This window comes from Plebeiibacterium marinum (assembly GCF_026013615.1).
GTDB classification, from domain to species: domain Bacteria; phylum Bacteroidota; class Bacteroidia; order Bacteroidales; family Marinilabiliaceae; genus Saccharicrinis; species Saccharicrinis marinus_A.
Window position 1 is genome coordinate 57,051 of the sequence record NZ_JAPDPI010000025.1, and the last position, 26,249, is coordinate 83,299.

At 37.5% G+C, this 26,249-nt stretch carries 21 protein-coding genes; 13 read left to right on the forward strand and 8 right to left on the reverse strand.

All coding sequences use genetic code 11. From position 1 onward, the window contains the following. Nucleotides 1–143 precede the first annotated feature (143 nt). From OM074_RS12905 to OM074_RS12925, 5 genes are read left to right on the forward strand one after another with little or no spacing between them, the layout of a single operon-like run. On the forward strand, nt 144–629 hold the full coding sequence (locus OM074_RS12905) for a single-stranded DNA-binding protein (RefSeq protein WP_301200045.1): 486 nt from the start codon (nt 144–146) through the stop codon (nt 627–629). 22 nt (nt 630–651) lie between these two features. Beyond that, nucleotides 652–1,983 (forward strand): gliding motility-associated protein GldE, encoded by a 1,332-nt coding sequence (gene gldE, locus OM074_RS12910; RefSeq protein ID WP_301200047.1) that lies wholly within the window; start codon nt 652–654, stop codon nt 1,981–1,983. A gap of 19 nt (nt 1,984–2,002) precedes the next feature. Continuing rightward, nucleotides 2,003–2,593, forward strand: coding sequence for a gliding motility lipoprotein GldD (gene gldD, locus OM074_RS12915; RefSeq protein ID WP_301200049.1), 591 nt, complete (start codon nt 2,003–2,005; stop codon nt 2,591–2,593). Continuing rightward, a complete protein-coding gene (locus OM074_RS12920; RefSeq protein WP_301200051.1) occupies nt 2,593–3,219 on the forward strand; it encodes a 4'-phosphopantetheinyl transferase family protein in 627 nt (208 codons plus the stop codon). The genes gldD and OM074_RS12920 overlap by 1 nt, the downstream gene beginning before the upstream one ends. Before the next feature lie 10 nt (nt 3,220–3,229). Further along, nucleotides 3,230–3,961: a phosphoglycerol geranylgeranyltransferase gene (locus OM074_RS12925; protein ID WP_301200052.1), complete on the forward strand. Its 732-nt coding sequence runs from the start codon at nt 3,230–3,232 to the stop codon at nt 3,959–3,961. On the opposite strand, the gene OM074_RS12930 is transcribed toward OM074_RS12925, so the two are convergent. The 5 genes from OM074_RS12930 to OM074_RS12950 all read right to left on the reverse strand — a co-directional run bounded on the left by OM074_RS12930 (nt 3,953) and on the right by OM074_RS12950 (nt 9,935). Continuing rightward, the gene (locus OM074_RS12930; protein WP_301200054.1) at nt 3,953–4,918 is read right to left on the reverse strand and encodes an AEC family transporter; all 966 of its coding nucleotides are present in this window, start codon (nt 4,916–4,918) and stop codon (nt 3,953–3,955) included. The two genes, OM074_RS12925 and OM074_RS12930, sit on opposite strands and share 9 nt — an antisense overlap. Nucleotides 4,919–4,991: 73 nt before the next feature. Beyond that, a complete protein-coding gene (gene lysA, locus OM074_RS12935; protein ID WP_301200056.1) occupies nt 4,992–6,146 on the reverse strand; it encodes a diaminopimelate decarboxylase in 1,155 nt (384 codons plus the stop codon). Between the two features lie 13 nt (nt 6,147–6,159). After that, entirely contained in the window at nt 6,160–7,470 is a 1,311-nt protein-coding gene (locus OM074_RS12940) for an aspartate kinase (protein WP_301200057.1), read from the reverse strand. 287 nt (nt 7,471–7,757) lie between these two features. Further along, nucleotides 7,758–8,804, reverse strand: a complete 1,047-nt coding sequence (locus tag OM074_RS12945; RefSeq protein WP_301200059.1) for a hypothetical protein — start codon at nt 8,802–8,804, stop codon at nt 7,758–7,760. A 174-nt stretch (nt 8,805–8,978) separates the two neighbouring features. Beyond that, complete coding sequence (locus tag OM074_RS12950; protein WP_301200061.1) at nt 8,979–9,935, reverse strand: Fic family protein; 957 nt, start codon at nt 9,933–9,935, stop codon at nt 8,979–8,981. Between the two features lie 307 nt (nt 9,936–10,242). Here OM074_RS12950 and OM074_RS12955 point away from each other — a divergent pair, with 307 nt between their 5' ends. From OM074_RS12955 to OM074_RS12965, 3 genes are all read left to right on the forward strand, one after another. Continuing rightward, entirely contained in the window at nt 10,243–11,871 is a 1,629-nt protein-coding gene (locus OM074_RS12955; RefSeq protein WP_301200063.1) for an arylsulfatase, read from the forward strand. 58 nt (nt 11,872–11,929) lie between these two features. Next, on the forward strand, nt 11,930–13,966 hold the full coding sequence (locus OM074_RS12960) for a hypothetical protein (RefSeq protein ID WP_301200065.1): 2,037 nt from the start codon (nt 11,930–11,932) through the stop codon (nt 13,964–13,966). A gap of 153 nt (nt 13,967–14,119) precedes the next feature. Continuing rightward, nucleotides 14,120–15,121: a family 43 glycosylhydrolase gene (locus tag OM074_RS12965; protein WP_301200067.1), complete on the forward strand. Its 1,002-nt coding sequence runs from the start codon at nt 14,120–14,122 to the stop codon at nt 15,119–15,121. A 126-nt stretch (nt 15,122–15,247) separates the two neighbouring features. On the opposite strand, the gene OM074_RS12970 is transcribed toward OM074_RS12965, so the two are convergent. Beyond that, nucleotides 15,248–15,970 (reverse strand): tRNA threonylcarbamoyladenosine dehydratase, encoded by a 723-nt coding sequence (locus tag OM074_RS12970; RefSeq protein WP_301200069.1) that lies wholly within the window; start codon nt 15,968–15,970, stop codon nt 15,248–15,250. A gap of 2 nt (nt 15,971–15,972) precedes the next feature. Next, nucleotides 15,973–16,656, reverse strand: a complete 684-nt coding sequence (locus tag OM074_RS12975; protein ID WP_301200071.1) for a TatD family hydrolase — start codon at nt 16,654–16,656, stop codon at nt 15,973–15,975. Nucleotides 16,657–17,419: 763 nt separating this feature from the next. Between OM074_RS12975 and OM074_RS12980 the strand changes: the two genes are divergently transcribed. Further along, nucleotides 17,420–18,754 (forward strand): sigma-54-dependent transcriptional regulator, encoded by a 1,335-nt coding sequence (locus tag OM074_RS12980; protein WP_301200073.1) that lies wholly within the window; start codon nt 17,420–17,422, stop codon nt 18,752–18,754. Between the two features lie 82 nt (nt 18,755–18,836). Here OM074_RS12980 and OM074_RS12985 read toward each other — a convergent pair whose 3' ends face one another. Next, a complete protein-coding gene (locus OM074_RS12985; RefSeq protein WP_301200075.1) occupies nt 18,837–21,374 on the reverse strand; it encodes an ATP-binding response regulator in 2,538 nt (845 codons plus the stop codon). A gap of 144 nt (nt 21,375–21,518) precedes the next feature. Between OM074_RS12985 and OM074_RS12990 the strand changes: the two genes are divergently transcribed. The 4 genes from OM074_RS12990 to OM074_RS13005 all read left to right on the forward strand — a co-directional run bounded on the left by OM074_RS12990 (nt 21,519) and on the right by OM074_RS13005 (nt 26,107). After that, the gene (locus OM074_RS12990) at nt 21,519–21,914 is read left to right on the forward strand and encodes a (deoxy)nucleoside triphosphate pyrophosphohydrolase (protein ID WP_301200076.1); all 396 of its coding nucleotides are present in this window, start codon (nt 21,519–21,521) and stop codon (nt 21,912–21,914) included. Between the two features lie 228 nt (nt 21,915–22,142). Then, the gene (locus tag OM074_RS12995; RefSeq protein WP_301200078.1) at nt 22,143–22,415 is read left to right on the forward strand and encodes an acylphosphatase; all 273 of its coding nucleotides are present in this window, start codon (nt 22,143–22,145) and stop codon (nt 22,413–22,415) included. A gap of 131 nt (nt 22,416–22,546) precedes the next feature. Next, on the forward strand, nt 22,547–24,739 hold the full coding sequence (locus OM074_RS13000; protein WP_301200080.1) for a DUF748 domain-containing protein: 2,193 nt from the start codon (nt 22,547–22,549) through the stop codon (nt 24,737–24,739). A gap of 129 nt (nt 24,740–24,868) precedes the next feature. Next, nucleotides 24,869–26,107: a T9SS type B sorting domain-containing protein gene (locus tag OM074_RS13005; protein ID WP_301200082.1), complete on the forward strand. Its 1,239-nt coding sequence runs from the start codon at nt 24,869–24,871 to the stop codon at nt 26,105–26,107. Nucleotides 26,108–26,249 lie beyond the last annotated feature (142 nt).

The following is a 26,249-nucleotide window of genomic DNA, read 5'->3' on the forward strand; positions in this document are numbered from 1 at the left end:
ATAATATGGGGTTTGTGTATTGTCAAAATTCAAAAGATCAACCATTAAAAAATCTATCACAAATACATATTATGGTATATTTGTATTCGAATTTAAGTTTTGTATTTTTATCATTCTTAATTTTAATAGTAATAAAGAATTAAATGTCAGTAAATAAGGTAATTTTAATTGGAAACGTTGGGAAAGATCCTGAAGTAAGATATTTTGAAAATGACAGGGCAGTTGCAAATTTCCCTTTGGCAACCACCGAAAGGGGGTTTACTACAAGTGCAGGTCAGCAAGTACCAGATAGGACAGAGTGGCATAACATTGTTGTTTGGGGCGGATTGGCCAAAGTGGTTGAAAGTTATGTGAAAAAAGGGACCCAGATATTTGTTGAAGGCAAGATAAGAACCAGGTCGTATGACGATAAAGATGGTAACAAAAGGTATGTAACAGAGGTTTATGCTGATAATTTCCAGTTTTTAGGTCGTAAGGCAGATAATCAGGCAAGTGGTGGTGTTTCTGCTAATCCAGCAGCACAGGCGCAGCCAATGCAAAATAATATGCCTCAGGCTCCGGTTCAGAACCCAATGGGGAATGATGATATTTTAGGTGAGTCTACAGAACAAGATGATCTTCCATTCTAGTATTTATTTAATTGTTTGAAGCTTGGAAACGGACCTGATTATCTCAGATATTTTTTCAAACCTGTTAACGGTTAAATTTCTACCGTTAACTATAGGCACGTCGATTTCTCTTTTGGCATTGATTGTATTGTTGTGTTTTTCTGCCCTGCTATCAGGCTCTGAGGTGGCTTTTTTTTCCTTGACACCAAAAGATATACAGGAGATTGAGGCATTGAAAAATAAAAATAGCAGAAAGATACTGAAACACCTGAAAAACCCTGAACAGTTACTGGCAACAATCCTTATCGGAAATAACTTTGTTAACGTAGGGATTGTAATATTATCGGCCTATATTACCAGTTCTTTAGTTCTTTTTGAGGAAAACGATTGGATAAAGTATTTTATCGAGGTTTTTGGAATCACTGCAATCATTCTTTTTTTTGGTGAAATATTGCCAAAGGTTTATGCTTCAAAATTTTCGAAGAAATTTGCAGAAGTAATGGCTTATCCAATTATGTTGATCAAAGGGGTGTTTAGTCCGTTAAGTTTTGTTTTGGTTAGCACTACTGGTTTTGTCAACAGAAGGATCGCAAAAAAATCGGCATCAATATCTCTGGATGATATTTCCCATGCCCTTGAACTGACTAGTGATGAAATCTCAGATGAAAAGGAAATTCTTGAGGGTATCGTGAAGTTTGGTAACATCAATGCTGCAGAAATTATGACTGCCAGGGTTGACGTTATTGATATTGATATATCGAGCAATTATAATAAAGTACTTCAGGTGATTATTGAATCCGGTTACAGTAGGATCCCGATTTTTGAAAACACTCCGGATAATGTTAAAGGTGTATTATATGTGAAGGACTTGTTGTCATACCTTAATGAAAAAGAGGATTTTACCTGGCAAAAATTAATGCGGGCGCCTTATTTTATCCCGGAAACAAAGAAGATTGACGACTTATTGGAAGAATTTCAATTAAACAAAATTCACCTGGCTATTGTGGTTGATGAGTATGGAGGCACCTCCGGAATTGTTTCTTTAGAAGATATTTTAGAGGAGATTGTAGGTGAAATAAGTGATGAAATGGACGATGAGGAAGCTCTTTATGCGTTGCAGCCCGACGGGAGCATTATTTTTGAAGGAAAGATATTGCTAAACGATTTTATTAAGGTAACAGAAATTAGTGAAGACAGCTTTAAAGAGGTTAGGGGAGAGGCTGAAACATTAGCAGGGATGATTCTGGAGATGAAGGGAGAGATCCCTGACAAAAATGAACAGATAAACTATAAAAAGCACTATTTTACAATTATTTCTGTTGATTCCAGAAGGATTATAAAGGTTAGATACGAACATAAAAATCAAAAGAAGTAAAGGCGGGATGCAAATTAAAATGAAATTTTTAAGGATACAGTTGGTATTGTGTTTATTCGCTTTTTTGAGTGTGCAGTGTAAGGAAGTTAGCACACCTAAGCCCAGGGGCTATTTTAGGATAAACTTCCCGGAACATGAATATGACACTTTGCAACATGGATTCCCATATTCCTTTGAGTATCCGGAATACACAAAAATCGCAAAAGATAGATCCCCGTCAGCAGAGGCCTATTGGATAAATATTGAATATCCTGAGTATAGGGGCAAGATTCACCTAAGCTACAAAAGCGTGGACAATAACCTGAGAGAAATTCTTGAAGATAGCAGGCGGTTGGCCTATAAGCACTCCATAAAAGCAGATGCCATAGGGGAAAAATTATTTGAGGCTCCTGAAAAAAAGGTGTATGGGATATTATATGATATTAAGGGAGATGCAGCCTCGTCGGTTCAGTTTTTTCTGACGGACAGTGTAAGGAACTTCCTGAGGGGGTCTTTGTATTTTAATGTTATCCCAAACAAGGATTCTTTGGCTCCGGTTGTTGATTTTGTTAAAGAAGATATTTATCACCTGATGGAAACTTTTGAGTGGAAATCGTTATCAGATAACTAATGCCGTTATTATTTAAAAAAGATTGCCACAATGGTGGAATTGTGGCGGTATGGCAAATTACTGAACCCGTTGAAGAGCTGCTCGAAGAACTGGCATTAAGAGACTGTGAATTATCCAGGGTTTCTTCATTTAAATTAGATAAAAGGAAAGCGGAGTTTTTGGCAACGCGCTGCCTGATTAAAGAAGTTTTGGGTATTACCCCGGAAATTGATTATCAGGATTCAGGCAAACCTGTATTGCAAAATGCGGATTATAACCTGAGCATCAGTCATACAAAAGGTTATGCGGCCATTGTGTTGTCCAAAGGACAATATGCCGGTATTGATATTGAATATCCTTCGGATAGGGTTCAAAGGGTATATGAGCGCTTTGTTAGTTTGGATGAACAGCAATTTATACCAGAAGGCCAGCGTGTGGAATATTATACCTTGATATGGTGCTTAAAGGAAGCCATGTTTAAAATGTTTGATGAGCAAAGTATTATTTTCAATGAGCATTTGGTATGCAGGCCTTTTAAGTTTGATGAAGAGGGAGAGCTAAAGGCGTTATACAGAAAAGAGAAAGAGGTGGAATTGAGTTATCGGTTTAGTACTGTAAACGGGTTTTATTTAGTGTATCATTGTTAAGGACATTGTTATGATTTTAAATGACGTATTAAAAAAGATCAAGGCAAAAAGGAAGATTTTTGCAGTTCTTATCGATCCCGACAAGTTTCCGGAGCAAAATCTGTTAAAGATAATAACCGCAATGGAAGCTGCTTCTCCTGATATAATTTTAGTGGGTGGTAGCCTGGTGACTAAGAAAACAGAAACGACCGTTGAAATTCTGAAAAAACACCTTCATATTCCCGTGTTATTGTTCCCCGGTAGTTTATTGCAATTGACCCCAAATGCAGATGGAATTCTTTTTATCTCATTAATATCCGGTCGTAATCCAGAATTGTTGATTGGTAACCATGTGGCATCGGCGCCGGTAATTAAAAGTTCCGGTATGGAAGTAATTCCTACGGGCTACATCCTTATTGAGGGAGGTACTACTACTTCTGTTGAATATATGAGCCAAACTCAGCCTATCCCTGCTTCGAAAACAGATATAGCAGTGGCTACAGCCATAGCAGGCGAATTGTTGGGACAAAAGCTTATATATCTCGAAGGTGGTAGCGGGGCTTTAAATCCGGTTCCCCGGGATATGATAACAGCAGTTAAACAGAATATTTCTATCCCGCTTATAGTTGGAGGAGGCCTAAATACAAAAGAAAAGGTTAAAGATGCTTGTGAGGCTGGTGCTGACATTATTGTTGTGGGAAATGCCTTTGAAAAGGACTTATCCTTGTTAAAGGAGTTTAAGGAAGTGGTATCGTCATTTTGAAATTAAAAACATTAACCAGGCTGGTATTGTAATTAAGGCTACAATGTGCGTGATTAAAACAGTTCCGCTCAGCAATTTTTGATCGCCCCCATATATTTCTCCTAATACCAGACTTGCCACAGCGCAAGGCATTACGCAAACAATGAGCATTACATTTTGATAAGGATGGTTGGGGAATATCAGTTTAATGACCAAGACTGCTGCAAGGGGTACAATAATTAGCCGGAACAAGGTTACTATCCATAAATTCTTTGATTTTAAATCTGCAAAGTTTATTTTGCCCATCCGGCCACCAATCATTATCAGCGATAATGGGATGCAGGCTTCTCCCAGTTCGTAAATGGTTTGATTGATGTATTTAAAGGTTACGTGTTGATTAACAATTTGGTTTAATGATGTACCTAATGCATGCATACCCAATAGTATTCCCAGTGAAAAATAGATGCTTACTAACGGTGGCGACCACAGGTGCTTTAAACTTTTGATATCAAACCGTTTCCCTTTTGTATTTAATATGGCCATCCCTAATGTCCATACTGTTATTTCCGAGCCTAAAGTTGATAAAATCAGGGCGGCCATATGGCTTTCATCGTAGAGTTTTGCAATTATGGCTAAAGGTAAAAACGAATAATTGTTAATTGTAAATTGGAACAACATGCTTTTCTTGCTCTCCACATTAGTACTTCCAAAAAAACCATTATAAGTTAATCCAATTATATAACCTACAAACAGAATGATGAATGCCGCTACAGGTAGTTGCCACGATTCCAGAACGCCTTCAATGGTGTAATTGCGTGTCATTGAGCTAAATATAAGGCAGGGATAAAGTACCTTTACAATTACGTGGCTAAAATCTTTTAATGCAGAGGTGCTCAGGATATTTTTGCGGATCAAAATATATCCGGGTAACATCATTAAAAACAGGCTGCCAATATTAATAAACAGGGTATAAAACATAGTTAAATGCAACAAAAAAGGTGTGCAGAAGCACACCTGAAATTATCAATAATATTTTGAATGCAAATTTAATTTATAAATCGGAAGAATAAAAAGCTTTTGGTAGTTGGCGTAAGTTGTACTGATTTGCCATAATCTCTCCATAAGCCCCGGCCGATCTGATGGCTATGATGTCACCTCTGCTGGTTTTTGGCAAAGTAACTGCCTTTCCAAAGCAATCGGACGATTCACATATTGGGCCAACAACGTCATATTTCTCATCTTCCTGATCAGAACTTAAGTTTTCAATTTTATGATATGCCTGGTATAATGCCGGGCGTATTAAATCGCTCATTCCTGCATCAACAATGGCAAAATGTGTGTTAACCCCTTCTTTTACGTAAATAACTTTTGATATAAGGGTGCCGCACTGGCAAACCACTGAACGCCCCAGTTCAAAATGCACTTCCTGCCCTTCTTCCAATTCAAGAAAATCATCAAAAATCTTAAAAAAGGCTTTAAAATCCGGCATAGGGTTTTCATCTGGATTTTCATAATCGATGCCTAGCCCTCCACCTACATTTACAATTTGAGGAATAGCCCTGCGCTGTTTAAATAGCTCCTGCAGCTCATTTACACGAACACATAACTGCTTATATGAATCCAGATCGTTTATTTGCGATCCGATATGAAAGTGGATTCCCTTGAAGTTTACATGATCTAGTTCTTCAATCTTATCCATAACTTTTTCAAGATCCCAAATGTATATTCCGAATTTGTTCTCTTCAAGTCCAGTAGTAATATAATGATGCGTATTGGCTTTTACGTTAGGGTTTATCCTTAACGCCACGTTTGCCACAACGCCTTGTTTTTCGGCCAATTCGTTGATGACCTCCAGTTCTGGAATCGACTCAACATTAAAGCAGCCAATGTTGTTTTTTAAACCGGTTATAATTTCCTTGTCAGTTTTTCCAACGCCGGCATATACAACTTTGTTGCCAGGGAACCCTGCCTCTATCGAAGCAGAAACCTCATTCCCGCTTACGCAATCTGCACCTAATCCATACGAATTTATGGTTTCCAGAATTTTTTTATTGGCATTGGCCTTTACTGCATAATGCACGTGATAGCCATATTTTTCAGACTCTTCTTTAATAACCTGAAGCGTATCTTCAAGCAATTGCATGTTGTAATAATAAAAAGGAGTTTCAATAGCCTGAAACTTCTCTACCGGAAAGTGATTCTCCATCGCCTGTTACTAATTAAAACAATTTATCACTCAATGCATTTAATGCATCTTTTTTATACTTTTTGTCAACAAGTATCGAAACGTTATAGTTGCTTCCTCCATACGAAATCATACGAATAGGAATCCCTTTTAAGGCTTCAAATATTTTATTGGCATACCCCACTTTGTCGGCCACCAAATCTCCAACTACGCAAATAATTACCTGGTCGGTATCAATGTCAACTGTTCCAAATTTTTTCAGGTCGTCAACAATATCATCCAGGTGCTTGTTGTTATCGATGGTTACAGAAACTCCAACCTCTGAGGTGCTGATCATATCAATTGGAGTTTTATAGCTTTCAAATATTTCGAACACTTTGCGGAGGAAACCATACGCCAACAACATCCGTCCCGATTTAATTTTTATGGCAGTAATATCGTCCTTGGCAGCAACTGCTGTTATCCGGTTTTTTTCCTGGTTCGATGAAATCAGGGTTCCGGCAGCTTTGGGTTCCATGGTATTTAACAAACGTACCGGTACATTGGCCAATTTTGCCGGAAGAACGCTGGTTGGGTGTAAAATTTTTGCACCAAAATAGGCAAGCTCTGCCGCTTCGTCAAAAGACAGGTTGGCAACGGAGTGCGTATTTTCAACATATCTGGGATCGTTATTATGCATTCCGTCAATGTCGGTCCATATTTGAATTTCATCAGCACTTATGGCTGCCCCAATCAAGCTTGCCGTGTAATCGCTGCCCCCGCGTTGCAGGTTGTCAATTTCACCAAAAGCGTTTCGGCAAATGTATCCCTGGGTTACATAGATGTTAAAGCCCGGGTTGTCGGCCAAAACTTTGTTGCTGTTTTCTTTAATGTATATTGTGTCGGGCTCGTTATGCTTGTCGATACGCATAAAATCAAGTGCCGGTATTAAGGTTGAGTTTTCGCCTTTTTCTTCAAGGTAAAACTGAAACATGGCTGTTGACATGAGCTCGCCCTGAGCCAGAATAGCTTTTTCTTCAAAAGCTGTAAAAACATCAATGGTAAACGATTTGATATAATCGAAATGCGATTCTATCATTTCCTTTGCCTGCTGTTTATACTCATCTGTTTGGTATAAATCTTCTATCTCGTTATAGTACTTTTGTTCTAATTCATTGATTAGTTCGTTAGCACCATCGTTGTTTTTTTTGTAAAGATAGTTGGCAATTTCGACCAAGCAATTGGTAGTTCCCGACATGGCTGACAATACAACAATTTTTTGTTCACCATTACAAACTAATGCAGCTACCTCTTTTATTCTTTGGGCAGAACCTACTGATGTTCCTCCAAACTTTAATACCTTCATACAAATAGATTTTTAATAAATCTTTTATAATAATCAAATCTCGGTGCAAAATTATGACATTATTTTTTAATACTAAAGAATACTAACAATTAAAACATAAATATCACACAATGTTAAAAATATAACATATTGTGTTTTTCAGTTGTATTTGGCATAGAACAAGGAAGGGAAAATTATAGAATGAAATCCGTAGAGAAATAAAATAATTTACAGAGAGCCAAACCAAAGTATAAAGGGAAAAGCCTGATATGTACTATGCTTAGAGTAGAATCTGTATGGGCTGGGCTTTATTCAATTTTTAATCCTTCCATTTCAATTTTTTCAATCACTCGTTTTAAAATGTCCAAATAATTTTCAATATCAGGTGTGTTGATTTCCTTATTAATCACCCATTTTAAATTTGATTTTGCTTGTTCAAACTTGCCAAATTTTTCCAATTCAGATTTATAGAAGTCAATCACGGTTTCTGCATTTTTTATCTTTTTATTAATCTCTTCAAATCCTGTATAGATACTTTGCTTATAAACCGAATTAGGTGGATAACCAAAACATAATCCAACAAATCCGTTTGTAAAAGTTTTATTTAATGAAAATCCTTTAGACCCCCAACGAAAGATAAGTTCTTTTTGCTCAGCAAATTTGAACAGTGAGTCAAAGAGTAATTTTCCATTTTTATCCAATGTTATTAAAAATTTCTCTTTATCGGTTTTCGGAAGTTGAGCAGATGAACTAATTTTCGTCCTTATAAATTCTTCATCTCCAACAACGAAATCGCTCGAAATCATCTTATTGTCAGAGTTATTGACGAAATATTTAAATTCAACGCAGTAAACATCAAGTCCTTTTTTTCTCAAGTACATTGCTGTTTGTTTAATCTCAGGTGTTATGTTGGATGCAACAATCACTAATTTAGAGTTCTTATTCCATGATACTTTATCTGCTGAATCAGATTTGTAATACTCTTGATGGTAGTCTTCTAAGTTTGCATCTTCTCCGGAATAGTCCTGATAAATTTCATTTAATTGGTTATAATCAAGATTATCAATGAATGATGCGTATTCAATCAGTTGAGCAAGAGTTTCACGAGGCGTTTTTCCTCGTTTAAGTTCAATCACAACGGTATTTCCGAATTGGTCAACTCCAAGCAAATCAATGAATGTGTTCAGATTTGTTGTTACTTGTCTACCAATTATAAGAATCTTGGAATTATCAAAGAAGTACTCAGGGTTGTTTTCAAGTAAGATTTCCAAATCAATCTCTTTGTTTTCCTCTTTAAATTCTTGCTCCTTGAATTGAACAAACTTTCCATCTTTATCAATCGTAAATAGTTTCATATCTTAATGTTAGAGTCTTTTTTTGTCTTGCCCATAACGGTACAGCCATGGCCTTTACTGCTTCTTTCTAAATCCAACTGCGCTCACTAAACATCACCTACTTTCAAAATCAATCCTCACTTTCTGAACGAGCTGCGGAATTGGCTATCAGCTGCTGTTAAGCTTTGTTAGTTCTTATCTGTATTTATATTTTGTGGTGTTTTTATCACCTAATTTTTCAATTAAACCATTTTCAAATGCAAATTTCAAATCTCGACTCGCTGTTGCAGAAGAAATTTCCCTAAAATTCTTCAAGTATTCCTTTCTTGTAAAATAGTCATTTTTGGCAATTGTTTTGAATAAATTAATTCTGTCAATATTGGTTAAGTTAATATTTTGAATATTCAATAATTCCACAAGTGATTTAAAAATGATTTCAAGCATAAATTCAATAAATACAGTTGATTCTCCTGTATTATCAGATTTTCCAAGTGATTCATAGTATGCTTCTTGTCGTTCTTTTATTAATGTTTCAATTGGTAAGTATTCAAATACAGGATATGAATCTTTTAAAATCAAAGTCTGCCACAATCTACCCATTCTACCATTCCCATCTATAAAAGGATGTATAAATTCCATTTCATAGTGAAATACACAACTTTTTATTAAAACTAAATCATCATCATTTTTTAAATAATCAAATAAATCTTTCATTAAAGGTCTGAGCATTTCACTCGGAGGTGCAATATGTGCAACTTCTGAACCTTTTACTATTCCTACAGATTTACTTCTTAATTTTCCTGTCGATTCAACAAGTCCGTTCATAAGCATTCCGTGCGCTTCACAAAACGATTCAAAATTATATGGATTAAGATTGTCCAAATAGTCATAAACAGCAATTGCATTTTTAACTTCCAGAATATCTTTCTTTGGGCCAATCACTCTTTTATTTTCGACAATTGCAGTAATTTGTTCAATAGACAGTGTATTTCCCTCTATTTCAAGTGATGAATGAATGCTCTTAATTCGATTTTTCTTTCTTAACTCTGTTGGAGGTTTATTTAAATGTACAGAATTTACTTCACCTATTTTTTCTGAAATTGATGCAACTAGCTTAAGTATTTTACCGGTTATATTGTATGGTGGTTTCATGATTTAATATTATGATACTATCATATGATAGTATCAAAGGTAAAATATCTATTTCAATATACAAGTGTCTAGCTGCTTTGCTATTTGTTTTGTCAATGTACTAATTGCATACTGTATATCACCCACCAAACAGTTGCCATACCAGCATTACTATGGGTAAACATTGTTCTTTGGAGCTGGTAAAATGTTTGAATTGCCATGAGTGTTTTTACGGGTGTAGTTGTATTTTATAATGAGATGGTATTTCCAGGGATTAGCATTGTAATAAATGCATTGATGAATTCAGGATAACACAAAAACACATAAGATGATAAAACCTATTGTTAAACTTTTACTTGGAGCAATTCTGTTTACAGGATGTATAACTAGTAAAAAAAAGGAAACGAAACCCCCAAGACCTAATATCCTTCTTATTATGTTGGATGATATGGGATATTCCGACCTGGGGAGTTATGGCGGTGAAGTCAATACGCCAAATATTGACCGGTTGGCAACGGATGGGATCCGTTTTACCCAAATGAACAACTGTGCGCGTTGTTGTCCAACCAGGGCATCTTTGCTCACAGGGCAATACCCACACATAGCCGGCATCAATGGCATGGGTGTTAATTTGAGTATGAACACGGCAACCATTGCCGAAGTGCTAAAGGAGAACGGTTACAGTACGGGAATGACAGGTAAGTGGCATCTTTCTCAAACAAAAGCCTTAAACAACCATAATGAACAGTTACGTTGGCTGGCAAATCAAACAGACCATGGGCCTTTTTCTCCGTTGGAGAATTACCCCTGTAACCGGGGCTTTCAGGAGCATTGGGGAAATATCTGGGGTGTAGTAAATTTCTTCGATCCGTTTAGTCTGGTTCACAACGAAGAACCCATTAAAGAAGTGCCGGATGATTTTTACATGACTGATTTTATTACTGACAAATCGCTCGATTTGCTGGATCAATATAGTAAGGATGATAAACCCTTCTTTTTGTATGTAGCTCATACAGCTCCCCACTGGCCTTTGCATGCTTTGCCCGAAGATATTGAAAAATATAAGGATACCTATAAGTGCGGATGGGATGAAATAAGAAAAAATCGTTACCAGCGGATGGTTGAAATGGGTTTGGTTGATCAGGAAACCTATCCGCTACCTGAAAATTCGTCAGGTAAAAAATGGGATGATTGTGACAATAAAGAATATGAGGCAGCCTGTATGTCGGTTCATGCTGCCATGATAGACCATGTAGATCAGGGAGTAGGGAAATTAATTCAAAAGCTCAAAGAAACAAACCAATATGAAAATACCCTGATCATGGTGCTTTCTGATAATGGAGCTTCATATGAAAGAGGGTATCCGCCCGGGTTCGACAGGCCAGGGTTTACCAGGGATTCGGTGATGATTGAGTACAATGCATCAAATCCTGGTTCAAAAACAACCTGGAATTATATAGGAAATGCATGGGCTAGCGCTTCAAATACACCTTTTAGGTATTGGAAAAAAGAGTCGTATCAGGGAGGGACTGCCACTCCGTTTATTGTTCACTGGCCAAAAGAGTTAAGCAGCCAGGCCAACACTTTAAACCGTAGTGTTGCTCATGTAATTGATGTTATGCCTACCTGCCTGGAAGCAGCTGGTGCCAATTACCCCGATTCTATTAATGGGCAAAAGGCTTTAAAACCTGTGGGAAAGAGTATGATGCCTTTGTTTACTGGTAAGTTAAGCACTGTTCATGACACCCTTTATTGGGAACACGAGGGAGGTAAGGCCATTAGAACGGGTAATTGGCGGATGGCTGCGTTGCCGGGACAAAATTGGGAACTGTTCAATCTGACAAAGGACCATACAGAAACCAAAAACCTGGCAGAAGCCATGCCGGAAAAAGTAGCTGAATTATCTAAAGTGTGGGAAAGCTGGGCAATAGACAATGGGATTATAGCAAAAAATTAGATAATTATTGGAGAAGAGAAATATTTACTGTGGATTTTATTTAAAGATGTAAGTAATTATGAAGTTAAAAATTGGATTTTTTTTATCGATGTTTGTAGCAGGATTCTTTATGATGTTGGGAAACCTGAATGCGCAAACAAAAACGTTTAAGGCAGAGTTAATGCTTAAAACACCAGGGAATTTAGCCGATTCTTATACCCTTAAAGTTAAGGAGGATGCTCAGGATGGCTCTGTTAAATATGTTGCCGACCGTGAATTGCCTGTTGTTGTATCAGGCCAGCTGAAAGAAGATGGCAGTGCTTATGTTTATTCAATAACTGTTACGGCTAAAGAAAACGTTTTCTTTAATTTTAAGCAAAGTGTAAAAGCCGGGGATGCCATACACCAGAACTGTAAATTTTTAATGCCGGGTTTCTGGTACCGTAAGAATCTCCGTTCACCTAAAGAGGCACCCTCATTTCATACCAGTGATAGCTGGTTGGTGCGCGAAGACCGGTTAAGTTCACCTTTATGTGGAATAATGGATGAGTCAACAGGTAACTATTACACGGTTTTAAGGAACGATGAAATTAAGAAATCGGCCTATGCTGCAATACACTATGATGAAGTGATTCTTTCTGGAGAAAGCGATTTGGGTTTTACCGGATTTGAAAACATGGATGGAAATGCATGGTTGTCGTTTGGATTTCCCTATCGCGAAGAGCCCAAAACATACATTAGAAAGCTGACTCTGGCGCCTCCTGTAGTTGCTTTTTCAGAGCTTAAAAAGGGTGAATCCAAAACACTAAGCTGGGTTGTTCAAAAAGGTAAAGCTCAGGATTATTCCGATTTTGTTTCAAAGGTGTGGTCGTATAGTTTCAACCATTATAAGCCTCAGCCTGTGGAGCTGGATTACTCGGTTGATATGGTGAAAGAAACACTGTCGCAGTTTTTTATTGATAGTTATAAAGAAACGGATGACTTGAATTATTTTTCAGGCATCCATTTGCATATAAACGATTGTAAAGATATGGGCGGGGCCGAAGTTGGGTTTATTGGCCGTGTGTTATTAAATGCGTTTTTTGCGCTCGAGTATGCTGAGCAAACAGGTAACCAAAAGCTAAAAAGTATTGCCAATAGCATTTTTGACAGTTATTTGAAAAAAGGATTTAGTGCGGATGGTTTCTTCAGGGAGTCAATTAATTATCATAAAAATTTCGAAGACAAGGTTTTAAGTATCCGCCGCCAGTCTGAGGGCGTGTATGCGATGCTTAAATACCTGGATTATGAAAAGAAACAGGGCCGCAAACATCCTGAGTGGGAAAAGAGAATGTTGGTGATACTGGATAACTTCCTTAAACTGCAAAAAGAGGATGGCAGTTTCCCTCGCAAGTTTAAAGGAAACTTTGAGCTGGTAGATAAAACAGGGGGGAGTACTCCTTCTGCTACGTTGCCTTTAGTAATGGCATCAAAATACTTTAAGAATAAAGAATTTTTGAAAAGTGCCATCAAAACCGGAGATTATCTTGAAACGGAATTGATTTCAAAGGCCGATTATTTTTCTTCAACACTGGATGCCAACTGTGAAGATAAAGAGGCTTCATTATATGCTTCCACAGCAATGTATTACCTGGCACTGGCTACAAAAGGTAAGCAACACGACCATTATGTTGCCATGGCTAAAAAGTCTTCGTATTTTGCACTTTCATGGTATTACATGTGGGATGTTCCTTTTGCAAAAGGTCAGATGTTAGGCGACCTTGGATTAAAATCCAGAGGGTGGGGAAATGTATCGGTTGAAAACAACCATATTGACGTGTTTATTTTTGAGTTTGCCGATGTATTGAATTACCTGGCAAAAGAAACAAATGAGCCGGATTTCAGTGCCTATGCAAAGGTTATAAATACGTCAATGTTACAGCTGTTACCTTATCAGGGGCATATGTGTGGCATTGCATATGTAGGTTATTATCCAGAGGTTGTTCAGCATACAAACTGGGACTATGGTCGTAACGGAAAAGGATTTTATAATGATATTTTTGCTCCGGGATGGACTGTTGCTTCACTGTGGGAGATGTTGACCCCGGGTGCTGCAGAGGAGTTTATGAAGAAATAGGATGATAATATTATAAACACATGAAAGCATCATGATAAGGTATGTAACACACAAGATGACGAATTTAAAGCTTTGAATTCTCTTTTCTTCAAAGCTCAATTCATTAATCTTGATACCTGATACTTGTGTCTTGATACAAATTTATTAGAGAATATGAAAAAATTGATATTCTGTTTGTTCTTTGTTTATGCTATTACCGGTTGTTCTGGTAATAGCCATGAGCAAAAAACAAATGAAAGCAAAACATACAGCAACCCGGTTGTAGACAGAAGTCTTCCGGATCCAACAATTGTTAAAACAGGGGATGGGACTTTTTATCTGTATGCTACAGAAGATGTTCGAAACGTACCCATTTACCAGTCGGCAGATTTAATTAATTGGGTGTTTAAGGGTACAGCTTTTACCGATGAAACCCGTCCGGACTTTGAGCCCAAAGGGGGTATCTGGGCTCCGGATATCAACCTGATTGACGGTGAATATGTAATGTATTATTCTATGTCGGTTTGGGGTGGCGAATGGACTTGTGGTGTAGGTGTGGCAACCAGCGATAAGCCTGAAGGCCCGTTTACCGATCAGGGCAAGTTATTCCGAAGTAACGAAATTGATGTTCAGAATTCTATCGACCCGTTTTTTATTGAAGATGAGGGGAGTAAATATTTATTCTGGGGAAGCTTTAGGGGTATTTATGCCGTTGAATTATCAGAAGACGGGTTAAATGTGAAGCCCGGAGCAGAGAAGGTGCAAATTGCAGGCACTGCTTATGAAGGTACTTATATCCATAAAAAGGACGGATACTACTATATGTTTGCATCAACAGGAACCTGTTGCGAAGGTGTAAACAGCACATATACAACAGTTGTTGGCCGTTCAGAAGAGCTATTAGGGCCATATCTCGATAAGGAGGGTTTGCCTATGATGGAAAACCATCATGAAATCATCATCCATAAAAACGAGCGCTTTGTTGGCACTGGCCATAACTCTGAAATTGTATCTGATGATGAAGGGAACGATTGGTTTTTATACCATGCTGTTGATGTAACAAACCCTTCGGGAAGGGTTTTGATGTTGGATAAAATTGAATGGACAGGAGGTTGGCCTGAGGTAAAAGGAAATACCGCAGGGATTGAGAATTTGCCTTTGCCATATTTTCGTTAATGTTGTAAAACAGATTTGGGGCAATGTCCCAAATGTTTACATACGTGTTAAGTAAATATCTGATTGGAATTTAATACTATTGATTAGAGAGTAGGATAGCAAAAGCAAACCAATTGCCGGAGCTACCTACTTCCTGTTCCCTTCAACCAAATCCCTTATTACTTTGCTGGCTACAAAACAACCAAATATTGGAGGCATATACGAAATAGTGCCCACCGTTGTTTTTTTGTTTCTTTCACCCTCCGTTTTTATAATAAACTCTTTAGGCACCTGCTCGCTGGAGTATACTACAGGAATGCCTTTGCGGATGCCAAACTGGTACAGGCGCTTCCGTACTTTTCGTGCCAGGTTGCAATATTTCGACTTGGATATATCGGCAATTTCAACAAGCGAAGGGTCAAATTTGCCCCCGGCACCCATTGATGAAACTATAGGAATGTTGTTTTGCACTGATTCGCGGATTAAGGCTACTTTAGGAGAGAGTGTATCGATTGCATCCACCACATAGTCAAAGCCGGTTTCCATTAGAGAAGCAAAACCTTCTTCATCAATAAAATCATTAATTACTTCAAGCTGTAAGCTATCGTTAATATCCCGCAGGCGTTCTCCCATAATTTGGGCTTTGGGTTTCCCTTTTGAGCTAATAAGTGCGGGTAATTGCCTGTTTCGGTTACTGTCGTTAATAATGTCTCCATCAACAATGGTCATATTACCTATGCCGGCACGGGCAATTAGCTCTGCTGCATAGGCTCCAACGCCACCTAGTCCAACAACCAACACATGTTTGTCCTTCAATTCTTCAAGTTTTTCTCTTCCTATAAGCAGCTCTGTGCGTTCTAACCAATCCATCCCTAAAAAAATATCTTCTTAAAGTTTAATTCTGTTATCTTTTCTAACTCTGTTTGTGCTTTCCCTGTAAGCAACGAAGCTTTGTTGTATATTTCTTCAATATCAATATCGCTATCATCCGTTTCAAACAGAACATAGTTTAAGTCAATCTTGTTCAAAAGCAGTTTTGCCTTTGCGGGTTGGCGTAATAAATATGACCCCAAAGAAATAAAAATATTTTGTTTTATAAGCTGATCAGCCATTTCAAATGATCCGGTAAAACCATGAAATATCCAGGGACATCGGGAATGGGTTTGTTTCCTGATTTCCTGAACCAGGTGATGGCATCTTACCGAATGGACAATAAGGGGGAGTTTGTATTTTTCAGACAATTCTATTTGCCTGATAAAAGTGCTTTTTTGTAATGACAGATCATCGGTGTTCTTATCCAATCCGCACTCACCAATAGCATGAATCATTTTTTGCGAACACAATTCTGTCAGCCTTGCCAAAGCATCATTGTTATCTAATGATTTTAAATACCAGGGATGTATGCCGCAAGATAACAATGTTTGTTTCGGATTTACCTTTGGGGTATCCTGATGTGGATAGAAGTTCAGTACCGAAATATGCCCTTCTGTGTAATGATGAGTATGTGCATTGATTAACATGGCAGGAAAAGTAAGTAATTTCCAGATTGCATTCAACAGGTAGGTGCGAATTTTCGTAATAGAAATTTAGAATTTAGAAGACACGCTCAACAAGATTGCAATTAACTCCCCGCATTATCTGAAACAGAAACAGAACCTGCCCACACATTTTTTGTAAAAATCCACACAATGACGCCCCAAAGTGTGGAATATAATCCACACAATCTATAAACTGGCAATTTGTGGCACAATAACAAATGTATAATAAAGAGTTGATATATAGGTGTATGTGGCTTGGTGGTGAAATTTGTAATTTTTATGGCATAATTTTCACAATAGATTAGGTGTACAAACAAAATGAGAAATATAGAATAATGAACACTTCAGTTTTTAACAGATTAATGGCGCTAATTATAACATCGCTTTTCTTATTGATAAGCATTGTGCTTATAAAAGATGCATCATTACAAAAACGGGAAGTCAACAAGGGGGTATTAAAAAGCTATACAATTTACGATAGATAGAAAAATTTCTCATATCACATATCAATAACGGTATCATTCAGCACAACACACAACGCACAACACACACAACACACTGAAAGGTACCACTAACGCTAGACTATTGTTACCATATATAGTTAAATGTAGTTCTAGGCTGCGGGTCAAAACGTTGACCCGCATTTTTTTTGTCCTGATTTTGATAAAAACTAATACTGAGAATTCATTTTTTTATTACTTCATCATATCTTTAGGCGACTTAATGGCCTTTGGTTTATTTTTAAATAAAATCCGGCCTAATAGATTTAACTATAAACTGCATGAACACTATTTTAATAGTAGACGATGATACTTCTTTTGGCATGATGATAGAAGGTTTTTTAAAGCGTAAAGGCTTTAAAACCCAATATGCCAGTACTTTCAATAATGCGCAAAGCCTGATAGAAGAGCATCAGATTGATCTGGTTTTAACCGACTACAGGTTAGATAATGCTACAGGTTTGGATTTATTGCCTATAGTAAAAAAGCAAAACCCCAGCACGCCTGTTGTTTTAATTACGGCCTATTCCGATATCAGGGTAGCAGTTAATGCCATTAAACTGGGAGCGTTTGAATATATTGCCAAACCGATAAACCCTGATGAATTATTGCATGTGATAAACCGGGCATTCGACAAGCAAAAGAAAAGCCCAAGGAAAAAATCAGCTGTACCCAAAGGAGAATATATACGTGGAATCAACAGGCACTCCCTGGAGGCCGACCAGCAGATAGAACTTATTGCACCTACCGATTTATCGGTTTTAATACTTGGCGAAAGCGGGGTAGGGAAAGAATATGTGGCACAGCGAATACATGAGCTGAGTACACGAAATGGCGAACCTTTTGTGGCTGTTGATTGTGGCGCCTTGCATACCGATATTGCATCAAGTGAGCTTTTTGGACATAAAAAAGGTGCATTTACAGGGGCGATGGAAGATAAAAGCGGCCATTTTGAAATGGTAAAAAACGGAACAATTTTCCTTGACGAGATTGGGAACTTAAGCTATGATGTGCAGGTAAAGCTTCTTCGTGCCATTCAGGAGCGAAAAGCCCGAAGGCTTGGTGCAAATGAAGAGTATCCTATATCGTGCCGCATCATTGCTGCCACAAACGAGGATTTGAGAGGTTCTTCATTTAGTGGCAAGTTCAGGGAGGATTTATACCATAGATTAAATGAATTTTCGATTAAGATACTGCCGCTCAGGGAACGAAAAGAAGATATTTTATTTTATGGGTATAAATTTCTGGATTTTGCCTTAAATGAATTCGGAAAAGAGAACATTATTATCAGCAGTGGAGTAAAGGATATTTTCCAGAATTACGAATGGCCGGGAAACCTCAGGGAACTCAGAAATGTGATCAGAAGAGCTGTGTTGCTATGCCGGGGAGATGAGATTACTGTTGCAGAACTTCCGCACGAAATTAAGCAGCCAGTTAAGGTATCGGAGCAGAATAGCCCGGTTCAGCTTAAAGATGCCAAAGAGAAATCAGAACGTGAAATAATATTGGAAACCCTTGAGCAGACCAAATATAACAAGGCTAAAACAGCCCGAATATTGGGTGTAGACAGGAAGACTCTATACAACAAAATCCATAAATATGGGATAGAGTTGTAAGGAATTTGGAGCTGGAAGGGTGAAGCCAGCTGTTGATATAGATGAGGGAAGGTTAATGCTGAATAATACTATTTGCTTCATGCTATCCGGTAATCTTCTCTTTCAGGCTCTTTTCTATGGGGTTCCATATTAGCTTTAGTTTTTCCAAAAGTAGCTGCAGTTCGTTAAAGGGAATTTCTTCATCGCGTGCAGATTCCATTTTGGTTAAAATTTCAATAGCTTTTTCTATTTTAAACTGTCTGAATCCTGTTAGCATTTTATGCGCCCGTTCACCTATTTCATAATGGTTTATTGGTTCTTTAATGGCCTTTGAAATACTGCCTATACCTTCATTGGTATTTTCGATGAATGTATGGATAATTGAATTTAAAAATTCTGCATCTCCTCCAGTAAAGGCTTCAACCCCGGTTAAATCATATTCTTTTGAAGATGGTTTATCTGCAGGTGTATGGTTGTTGTACATGTTTTCGGGTTTATCATTGTTTGTTATTCCATAAAATATTTCCGAAAGCTTTTCTTTTATCTGGTTGTGAGTAAAAGGTTTTGCCAATAGCCAGATGCTTTTATTATCGTTTACCGCCTTTAGTTCAGTGTTTACCATATCAGCTGTAAGAAACAGGATGGGAGTCTCAATTTTCTTTTCATGCCGAATTATTTTCATTAACTGGAGGCCGTCAATTTCCGGCATATGCAAATCAACCATAATCAGATCGTATTTTTGTTGCTCCAGGGCCTGTAAGGCCATTTCTGCTGAGGAATTTACATCGAGCCTTTTGCATTGGTCATGCAAAATGCCATCAATTAACTGGCATATCATTTGGTCATCGTCAATGGCTAATATGGTTTTGTCCATAAAGTTATAGGGTTCTGAGTTTAGCTCAGAAGAATAACTGGCAATCTCTTTCCCTTTTATATAGGGGATGTTAAATTTAAATACACTTCCTTCGTCTATTTTGCTGTGCAAGCTGATTGATCCTCCCATGGCTTCAATAATCTGGCGACTGATAGATAAGCCCAGTCCGGTTCCTGAATACTTCCGGGAGAGACTAATGTTTACCTGGTTAAACATTTTAAATATGGTTTTTTGCTTATCCTTGGGGATGCCAATCCCGGTGTCGGCAACTGTAAAAAACAACCTGTCTTTAAGCAGTTCAACCTTATATTTTACCGAACCTTTGTGTGTAAATTTCAGCGCATTGCCAATTAGGTTGATTAATACTTGTTTTAGTCTTAAAGAGTCCGACTCGAATACGTTAAGTTCCGGGTCAACTTCGTATGAAAACTCAATATTGGCGTCATGGGCTTTTATATCAAAAAGGTGGTGAAGTTCCTCCATCAAGTCTTTTGCATGGATCTGGTCCTTGAAAAACTCTACTTTACCGGATTCCAACATTGAAAAATCAAGAATGTTGTTTATTAATCCGATCAGGTGTTCGGCTGAAATGCGGATGCGGTTGGCAATGCTTTTTTCCTTATCCCGGAGTTTTAATCCATATAGTTGCTCCGAAAAACCAATAATCGAAGTTAGGGGTGTTCTTATTTCGTGACTCATGTGGGCAACAAACTGTTCTTTTACCTTTAATAGCCTGTCAACTCTTTCTTTGGCCCTTATAATGTCGTTTTTAAGTTTGAGGCTTTTGGAGATGTCGCGACTGATCCAGAAAATAAAGAATAGCATTAAAAACAGGGCCGATCCTACCAATAGCAAAATCCGGTCTAAAAAACTACTTCGCATGGATTCCATTTCGTTTCTCCTGTTGATATTCCGCTCTACTGAAATATTTTGCAGGTTACCCACTATGGATTTTATTTGTTCGGTCAGAAGCCGGTCGAGTTTGATCAGGTCGTTTTCATGTTGCTGCAGGCTTTTGTTAAAGTAGGCCTCCTGCCTGCTTACTCTTTGCAACTGCTTTTTTATATTACGGATATTGTGATCCGGGCGCGTTTGCTTTTTAACAGTGGAATCAACCTGCTGGGTTACTACGGGGCTGAGGTCCTCTTCTTCATCTTTTTTCTTTTTGCCACTTAAAAAATCGCTCATGCGCTTTAAAAATCCCCGTTTTTTTTCTTCGGCGGGTTCCGATGAAAGTGAAAGAGAGTCGCTAATATTGAGTGAGTCAACTTTAATGGTGGTGTAAGTATATTCGGTTACGTCATAGTTCAGTGAATCAGGGATTGATTCCAGCAGGCTTTCTGTGGTGGAGCGGTGCAGGTTTATAATGTTGATTTGTAGCAGTTGATCCATGAATTCCTTCTTTTTAAGATACAGCCGCTCAATCTCTTTTATGCTGTTTTTTGATGCAGTATCTGGAAACAAATATGGCAGGTAGCTTATAATACTCAAAACCGAATCGTGATGTATCTGGTATTCCATTTCGAACTTATCGTCACCGGTAACGCCATATATCCTGCTAACCCCTTCTGTTTCTATAATTTCAAATATTAGTTGGTTTAGGTAGGTAAATTCTTGTTCGTTACCAATCTCCTGATTCTGTACCCTTATTATTGAGGCTACCGAGAAATAGCTGATGGTAAAAATTACGATGGCAATGGCAATTATTATAATGAACCCAATGGTTACCTTGGTCTGAATCCATTTTTCAGGAACTATCTTGCTCATAAAACGTTGTGTTGTATTTTAAAAGCTAAAATAAGGATTAATACCAACATAACATTGATATGCCATTTATTCTCTTTAAAATAAGTTTGGTAAAATGCCTGTTTTGATTTGTATTTTCTTTATTTGCGATAAAAATTCATTTCAATGATCATAAAAGTTGCATGTGCGGTAATTGTCAATAACAATAAAATTCTGGCAGCCAAAAGAAGTGAGATTATGCCCCACGCAGGATTTTGGGAGTTCCCTGGTGGTAAAATTGAGGAAGGGGAAAATGCAGAGGATTGTCTTTGCCGTGAAATAGCAGAAGAGTTGCATTGCCAGGTTAACGTTGTTGAAATGCTACCCTCTTTTCAGCATGAATATTCCTGTAAAAAGATAGAGCTCATTCCGTTTTTATGCGAGCTGAACAATGGCATACCCAATCCAGCTGAACATGAGGAGCTGTGTTGGTTAAGCAAAACAGAATTACTTAGCATTAAATGGTTGCCTGCTGATATTCCAATTGCGCAATATATTGTGGACAGAAACCTGGTTGGTTGATTTTTTAACTATTAACAGATCGTTAGATTTTAGATAAGAGATAAGAGACTCATTTACAAGATGCTTAAAATGGGATTTTTACCCAATCTAAGTTGATTTTATTAAATATCTCATAATCTTACACTTATAAAAAACTAACGAACTATTGTAACTATACCAGGTTAAAAAAAAACAATAGATTTCTTTCAGCTGAAGAGTTGAAGCTGTAACTTGTATAACAAAAATACAATGATGCGTAGGGTAAAGATGATTGTGAGTGGGAGGGTTCAGGGAGTTGGATACCGTTATTTTGTGCAGGAGCAAGCCAGGGAACATGGCATAAAAGGATATGTTAGAAATCTGCCGGGAGGAGAAGTTGAAATTGATGCAGAAGGAGAGAGGAGTAGCTTGGGGATTTTTATTGTCGATTGTAAAAAAGGGCCGGCACTTTCAAAAATATTGGATTGTATGATTCATGATATTACACCATACGGATTTGAGCGTTTCCTTATCAGGCATTAAACCCGAATAACTATACTGTAGTTTTCTGTATGTTTTAAGGAAGGTTTAAATTAATTAGTGTAAACTTTTAAAGATATGAACAAGAAATTCATTTATTTTGTTGTATCTCTAAATATTTTACACTTTAACTCATGAGAAATTTCAAAAAAAGGCATTATTTCATAGGTGGATTCTTACTGACTGTGTTCCTGATGTTATTTTTTCTGTCGACTATTATTAAAAACTATGTGGTAAATAATAGCGAAGAACTTATAGGCAGAAAGCTTACTCTGAACGAACTCCATATTAATTATTTTAAGGTTCAGGTTACCGCACGCGATTTTGCCCTGTTCGAAACCAATAAAGTAGATACTTTTGCTTCATTCAGGGAACTCCTTATCAATTACGACCCGTGGAAATTGTTGGGGAATGAATATGCAGTATCTCAGATCCGATTGATAGAACCCTATATTTATATTAGCCAAAATGGGGCTTCTTTTAATTTTGACGATATGGTTGCCTCCTCAGATACTGTTGCAGTTGAGCAAACAGATTCTGTTTCGGTAGAGAATAGTGAAGTGAAATTTTCTATTAGGAATATTGATCTGCAAGATGGTGAGTTTCGTTATTACGACAAGCAGATTGATAATTTGTTGAGTTTTGACAATCTGAACCTGGCACTGCCACTGATTGCGTGGGACAGTAGGAGTAGCGAAATGGGAGTTGAGTTTTCAATAGGAAAAAGGGGATTGGTTAAAATTGATGCCGACATTAACCAGGAAGATAAGTTATATAATATCAGGTTCGGAACGGAGAATGTACAGTTAAAATCGTTTACCAACTATCTTAAAGATTACATGAATATTGAGGAGTTTAATGGTTTACTCCAATCGGATATTAAAATAAGGGGAAGCATAAAACATCCCGATGATATTTTGGTCAGGGGAGAAGTTGCAGTTGATAGTTTTAGCCTGGTAAATACGGGTATGGATACATTGCTGTCGGTTAATAAGATATATACCAAAGTAGATTCGCTGAACTTGAAGGACTCCAGGTATATAATTAGCAAATTGTCTGTAGAAGATCCAATTATTGCAGCAGCTTTAAATACAACACAAAGTAACTGGGAAGAGTTCTTTTCTCCTGTTTTATCCGACACAACAAATGCTGAAACGGTGGATACAACTGCAGTTGAAGATGAGGCAGTTCCCTTGTTTTATCGCATCGATTCCATTATGATAAACAATGGGGTTGTCAGGTTTGCCGACAATACTTTGAATCGTGATTTCAGATACGACATACAAAAAATAAATGTGTCGTTGGCAAATGTATATGAAACAAACAATGCCATTCCTGTAAAATGGGGAATGAAATTTAATAATGAAGGATCATTTGATGGAGAAACTCGCTTTAGCATGGCCAATCCCTTAAACCTTTATTATAAAGGGGCTGTAAAAAACCTTGATTTACATAGTTTTTCACCTTATACCGAATATCATCTTGCTTATCCCATTGTGTCAGGGATTTTTAATTACGAGGCCGATATTCATATGACACCCGAAAAGCTTGAAAACCATAACCATCTTTTGGTAAATGAAATGCAGTTTGGAAAAAGAACCAAAGATTCCACGGCATCGAAACTTCCTGTTAAGCTTGCTTTATATCTTATTAAGGATGCGCAGGATAAGGTTGAATTTGAATTGCCGGTGACAGGGAATCCTTCGGAACCCGGATTTAAACTGGGGCCTGTAATATGGAAAACCTTTGGTAAGTTTATTGTAAAAACAGCAACGCAACCGTTTGGTTCTTTGGCTAAACTGGTTGGCACAACCCCTGATGAACTAAAAATGATCCCATTTAAATATACTCAGGATTCATTAATGGCAGCTCAAAGAAAAACCTTGGATAAAATAGCACAGATATTAACTAAAAAGGAGGATCTGATATTTAGTTTTCGTCAGGAAATGGGTGTTGATGAAGAATTGGGGATGTTGGCTGTAAAAAAAGTCAAGAATCAGTTTATTCAGGAACAAACATTTTCAAAAATTAAGGATTGGAACCAGGTTAAGGACAGTGATGAAGCATTTGTTGCATTCCTGAACAAGTTGTCTCCGGAAACAGTTGATCAAATAGTTACTGACCGTTGTTTAACCCTGATGCCAGCGGATGAACTCAGATCTGAGTTCAATGGCTTGTATAAAAAACGCAATGAGTTGCTTAAAGAATATATGCTTACGCAAAAAGCATGTAATCCATCTTCGGTTAAATTGCTAAATGTTGATTTTAACAATATGCCCAAAGAGTTGGAAAAGCCCGGTTTTAGGGTGGAGGTGTCGGTTAAGTAACAAGATTAAATAGTCGTTGGCGAAAAATTCAATTTTGGCAACCTCTTTTGTTTTATAAACAATTTATTTTCATCAATATCGTTTAAATAAATATCTTTGAACGTTCAATAAAAAGAGGTGTATCCTGATATGAAGATATTCAATATAAGTCTGCTTGTTATTCTATTATGTTTTTGTGTATTGCCAATAAATGCACAGATTGTTTCTTCTGGCCATTCTGCTTCAGTAAATACAGGGCAAGGCCACCCGGTTTATTTATTTTCTGATATTGTAACGGGTGCATTAAGTGCAAAGGAGTATTCGGATACAAGTATAGATATAGAATATGTTTGGTACAAATACGATACAGGTTGGAGTCAGGTTCAATCCGGAAATTCGGAAACATTGAACAGTACGCTTGCAGAAGGCGGGTATCGGGTTGTTTATATGAATAATGGAGCACCAATTATTGAATATGTTTGCTGGGTGTTTGAGCCGAAAATACTATCCGCAGAAATTGAATCATCAATATTTACCTGTGAGACTTTACAGCAAGGGGTGGTTAATATGGCAACAAAGCCACTTACTTATTACGATTTAACAAGCGGAGCGGCAATATTATTGGATTATGAGTATTCATATGCCTGGAGTTCGGATCCTGTTGGGGATATTGAAAATAGTACCAGTGCACAGCCATCTATTGAATCACCTTATGAAAACACCAGTTATTCAGTCACTATTTCGGCATTTGAAGGAGCCTCTGCAATTACGGCTACCAATGATGTTGAAGCCATTGCCGTAAAAGCAGAATTTGAATTCGAACCATCAGATAGGGAGTATGAAAATGAAGTGCAAAACTTAGAAGGTTTAGAAGGTTCGGCTCCCATGTCTGTTAATTTTACCGGTGCATCAATGGGCACCATAACCGATTATGAATGGAATTTCGTAAGGGATGAGGATGGATATACCTACGCGCCGCACCTGGAGCCCAATACAAATTTTACTTTTGAAGAGGTTGGGAAATACAGTGTTACTTTGGTTGTTTCAAATATTAATTCAGGCTGTGTGTCGTCTGTTAGCAAAGAGGGATTAATCACAGTAAAAGAAATGGATATTGAGGCACCCAACGTGTTTACACCGGATGGCGATGGTATCAATGATGTGTTTTATGTGGTTTATCATTCAGTTGAATCCTTTAAGATGACCATTGTAAACCGATGGGGAAGAAAGGTGTTTTCAACCACCAATCCCGGTGATGGATGGGATGGTAAAATAAACGGTAAAAAAGCTGCAGAGGGCGTGTATTTTTACTATATCGAAGCCAAAGGTTATAACGAAGGGGAGCGCATGGAACTAAAAAATGCACTACATCTTATCAGGGGGAAGTAGTCAATTGTGTATAGTCATTGATTAATAATCTGAATCAAGATTACAAGAGATCGTTAGATTTTAGATAATAGACATTAGACTGATTTACAATTCGCTTAAAATCAATAAGATAATAATTTTGCCATAAATTATTCAATGTATT

Coding starts and splice junctions, on each gene's coding strand:
- gldD (WP_301200049.1), top strand. CDS start 2,003: ATGAAATTTTTAAGGATACAGTTGGTATTGTGTTTATTCGCTTTTTTG.
- OM074_RS12940 (WP_301200057.1), bottom strand. CDS start 7,470: ATGAAGGTATTAAAGTTTGGAGGAACATCAGTAGGTTCTGCCCAAAGA.
- OM074_RS12990 (WP_301200076.1), top strand. CDS start 21,519: ATGATCATAAAAGTTGCATGTGCGGTAATTGTCAATAACAATAAAATT.
- OM074_RS12930 (WP_301200054.1), bottom strand. CDS start 4,918: ATGTTTTATACCCTGTTTATTAATATTGGCAGCCTGTTTTTAATGATG.
- OM074_RS12970 (WP_301200069.1), bottom strand. CDS start 15,970: ATGGATTGGTTAGAACGCACAGAGCTGCTTATAGGAAGAGAAAAACTT.
- OM074_RS12905 (WP_301200045.1), top strand. CDS start 144: ATGTCAGTAAATAAGGTAATTTTAATTGGAAACGTTGGGAAAGATCCT.
- OM074_RS12965 (WP_301200067.1), top strand. CDS start 14,120: ATGAAAAAATTGATATTCTGTTTGTTCTTTGTTTATGCTATTACCGGT.
- lysA (WP_301200056.1), bottom strand. CDS start 6,146: ATGGAGAATCACTTTCCGGTAGAGAAGTTTCAGGCTATTGAAACTCCT.
- OM074_RS12980 (WP_301200073.1), top strand. CDS start 17,420: ATGAACACTATTTTAATAGTAGACGATGATACTTCTTTTGGCATGATG.
- OM074_RS13005 (WP_301200082.1), top strand. CDS start 24,869: ATGAAGATATTCAATATAAGTCTGCTTGTTATTCTATTATGTTTTTGT.
- OM074_RS12925 (WP_301200052.1), top strand. CDS start 3,230: ATGATTTTAAATGACGTATTAAAAAAGATCAAGGCAAAAAGGAAGATT.
- OM074_RS12985 (WP_301200075.1), bottom strand. CDS start 21,374: ATGAGCAAGATAGTTCCTGAAAAATGGATTCAGACCAAGGTAACCATT.
- OM074_RS12950 (WP_301200061.1), bottom strand. CDS start 9,935: ATGAAACCACCATACAATATAACCGGTAAAATACTTAAGCTAGTTGCA.
- OM074_RS12995 (WP_301200078.1), top strand. CDS start 22,143: ATGATGCGTAGGGTAAAGATGATTGTGAGTGGGAGGGTTCAGGGAGTT.
- OM074_RS12945 (WP_301200059.1), bottom strand. CDS start 8,804: ATGAAACTATTTACGATTGATAAAGATGGAAAGTTTGTTCAATTCAAG.
- OM074_RS12920 (WP_301200051.1), top strand. CDS start 2,593: ATGCCGTTATTATTTAAAAAAGATTGCCACAATGGTGGAATTGTGGCG.
- OM074_RS12960 (WP_301200065.1), top strand. CDS start 11,930: ATGAAGTTAAAAATTGGATTTTTTTTATCGATGTTTGTAGCAGGATTC.
- OM074_RS13000 (WP_301200080.1), top strand. CDS start 22,547: ATGAGAAATTTCAAAAAAAGGCATTATTTCATAGGTGGATTCTTACTG.
- OM074_RS12955 (WP_301200063.1), top strand. CDS start 10,243: ATGATAAAACCTATTGTTAAACTTTTACTTGGAGCAATTCTGTTTACA.